Origin of the sequence: Trinickia sp. (assembly GCF_051961175.1) — a bacterium.
GTDB lineage: Bacteria > Pseudomonadota > Gammaproteobacteria > Burkholderiales > Burkholderiaceae > Trinickia.
The window spans coordinates 1-3250 of the sequence record NZ_JBQCDN010000325.1 but is presented as its reverse complement, the minus strand read 5'-3'; the positions used below and the strand labels follow the sequence as shown (position 1 = coordinate 3250).

The following is a 3250-nucleotide window of genomic DNA, read 5'->3' as shown; positions in this document are numbered from 1 at the left end:
TTTCTTCGTAAGAATGTGGCGCTTGAAGGCTTGACCGCGCTTGACGGTACCGCCCGGACGCACCACGAAGCGCTTTGCAGCGCTCTTCTTGGTCTTCATCTTAGGCATGACGAACAACTCCGTTATTTGATGGCGATGGGTGTGCGGCCGGCAAAAAGCCCCAGTTCCGCCCTTTGAAACCCAGTCCACTTGTCTGCGGCATGGCCGTTGCCGGCCGCCGCGCTTTCTGGCCCGACGCCCGATACCGCCGGGCGCCGCGCCGAAACCTGCTCGGTAATCACTTACCGCTTCACCACTTCGCGCACGCACTGCCCGCCCGCCACGAACCGTGGCCGGGCAGCGGCGAGCCGCACATTACTTCTTCTTTTTCGGCGCGAGCACCATGATCATCTGGCGCCCTTCCATCTTCGGCATCTGCTCGACCTGCCCCACTTCTTCGAGGTCGGTGCGCAAGCGCTCGAGCATTCGCATACCGATTTCCTGGTGCGCCATTTCGCGCCCGCGGAAACGCAACGTGATCTTCGTCTTGTCGCCGTCTTCCAGGAAACGCACGAGATTGCGCAGCTTGACGTTGTAATCGCCGTCATCGGTACCCGGGCGGAACTTCACTTCCTTGACCTGGATGACCTTCTGCTTGAGCTTGGCCTCGTGCTGCTTCTTCGCTTCCTGGTACTTGTACTTGCCGTAATCCATCAAACGGCAGACTGGAGGAACCGCCTGCGGGGCGATTTCCACCAGATCGACGTCCTGCTGTTCCGACATGCGGAAAGCATCAGCCAGTTTAACGATGCCGAGTGGTTCGTTCTCGACTCCGACTAGACGCACCTCGGCTGCCGTAATCTCACCGTTGATGCGGTGGCCCTTATCAGTAGCGATGTTCCGTTTCCTCTAAAAATTAAAAAAACGAGCCGCGCTGCTCCAGTGGCTTACTTGAACGCCTCGACCTCATGACGGAGGCGCTCAACGAAGGTATCGATTGGCATCACGCCCAGATCGACACCGCCACGGGCACGCACGGCTACCGTTTGTGCTTCACGCTCTTTGTCGCCGACCACGAGCAGGTACGGCACTTTTTCGAGCGTATGCTCGCGTATTTTATAGCTAATTTTCTCGTTGCGCAAATCGAGCTCGATTCTAAGCCCTTGTTTTTGCAACGTTTGGGCAACGGCCTGGGCGTACTCGGCCTGGCTTTCGGCGATATTCATGACGACAGCCTGCGTCGGCGCCAGCCACGGCGGCATTGCGCCGGCATGATGCTCAATCAAAATCCCGAGGAAACGCTCCATCGAGCCGACGATCGCCCGATGCAGCATCACGGGCCGGCGGCGGCTGTTGTCCTCGGCCACGTACTCGGCGCCCAGCCGCTCGGGCAACACCATATCGAGCTGCAGGGTGCCGCACTGCCAGGAGCGGCCAAGCGCATCCTTGATGTGGTATTCGATCTTCGGGCCGTAGAACGCACCCTCGCCTGCGAGCTCTTCCCACTGAAGCCCGCACGCCGTCAGCGCCTGGCGAAGACCTTCTTCCGCGCGATCCCAAATTTCATCCGTCCCCGCGCGCTGTTCCGGGCGCAGCGAGAGCTTGATGTCGATATTCTCGAACCCGAAATCGCGATACACGCTCATCGCGAGCGTGTTGAACTTGATCGATTCCTCGATGAACTGCTCTTCCGTACAGAAGATGTGCGCATCGTCCTGCACGAAGCCGCGCACACGCATGAGGCCGTGCAGCGCGCCCGACGCTTCGTTGCGATGGCACGAGCCGAATTCGGCGTAGCGCAACGGCAGATCGCGATACGAGCGCAGGCCGTGCTTGAACACCTGCACGTGGCCCGGGCAGTTCATCGGCTTGATCGCGTAGTCGCGTTTTTCCGACTCCGTCGTGAACATGTTCTCGCGATAGTTCTGCCAATGGCCCGACGCTTCCCACAGCGAGCGGTCCATGATCATCGGCGTCTTGATCTCGAGATAGCCGTCGGCATTCACGCGACGCCGCATGTACTGCTCGACTTGCTGCCACAGCGACCAGCCCTTCGGATGCCAGAACACCATGCCCGGCGATTCGCCCTGCAAGTGGAACAGATCGAGCTGACGGCCGAGCTTGCGGTGGTCGCGCTTCTCGGCTTCCTCGAGCATGTGCAGATACGCGTCCTGCTCTTCCTTCTTCGCCCAGGCCGTGCCGTAGATGCGCTGCAGCTGCTCGTTCTTCGAATCGCCGCGCCAGTATGCACCGGCCACCTTCATCAGCTTGAAGACTTTGAGCTTGCCCGTGGACGGCACGTGCGGCCCGCGGCACAAATCCGTAAAGCCGCCATGCGAGTAAAGCTTGATTTCGTCGCTCGCCGGGATCGATTCGATGATCTCGGCCTTGTACTTCTCGCCGATGCTCTTGAAGTAATCCACGGCCTCATCGCGCGAGACGACGCGACGCGAAACGGGCTCGTCCTTCTTCGCGAGCTCCTGCATGCGCTTTTCGATCTTCTCCAGATCCTCGGGCGTAAACGGCCGTTGATAGGCGAAATCGTAGTAAAAGCCGTTGTCGATCACGGGCCCGATCGTCACCTGCGCTTCCGGATAGAGATCTTTCACCGCATACGCAAGCAAGTGCGCCGCCGAGTGGCGAATGATATCGAGGCCGTCCGGATCCTTTTCCGTCACGATCGCGAGCGAGGCGTCGCGCTCGATCAGCGCCGACGTATCGACGAGCTCACCGTCGATCTTGCCGCCGATCGCGGCCTTCGCGAGGCCCGGGCCGATCGAGGCCGCAACCTCGGCTACCGTGACCGGGTGATCGTATTGTCGAACCGAACCGTCGGGCAGGCGTATCGAAACCATTGCGTTCTCTCCGAGATGCCAAGCGCGGCATCAAAAACAATCGGTTGCGGCAACAAACCAAAAAGCACGAATAAAAAAAATGCGGCCCCGCTTTCGAGGGGCCGCATTCACTTTCACTGACAATCAAACTAACAGGGCGAAAGAGGTCCTCGACTAGCGTCGCTCCGAAAATGTTTCGGTCAACGTTCGCGGTGTCATAACCGTATTCGCCTTGTGCGCTTGCGCGCCTTTGACTGCCGTTGAATCTCCGGCCAAACAACAGTGCCGGACATTCGTTTTTCGTTGGTAGGCTCGATTGGACTCGAACCAACGACCCCCACCATGTCAAGGTGGTGCTCTAACCAGCTGAGCTACGAGCCTGAAGAAGAAGCGATTATATGGGGCCTATCGAACCTTGGCAACCCCTTTTATGCTTT

3 protein-coding genes and 1 tRNA gene are annotated in these 3250 nt (G+C 59.2%); all 4 read right to left on the bottom strand.

The features are described from left to right. Window positions 1-108, bottom strand: a 108-nt coding sequence (locus tag ACTHL0_RS19535; protein ID WP_440568515.1) for a large ribosomal subunit protein bL35, incomplete at its 3' end; no start/stop codon positions are given. A gap of 246 nt (window positions 109-354) precedes the next feature. Further along, window positions 355-876, bottom strand: a complete 522-nt coding sequence (infC, locus tag ACTHL0_RS19530; RefSeq protein ID WP_440568514.1) for a translation initiation factor IF-3 — start codon at window positions 874-876, stop codon at window positions 355-357. Window positions 877-926: 50 nt separating this feature from the next. Then, window positions 927-2834 (bottom strand): threonine--tRNA ligase, encoded by a 1908-nt coding sequence (gene thrS / locus ACTHL0_RS19525; RefSeq protein WP_440568513.1) that lies wholly within the window; start codon window positions 2832-2834, stop codon window positions 927-929. Between the two features lie 283 nt (window positions 2835-3117). Then, window positions 3118-3194: transfer RNA gene (locus ACTHL0_RS19520), tRNA-Val, on the bottom strand. Window positions 3195-3250 lie beyond the last annotated feature (56 nt).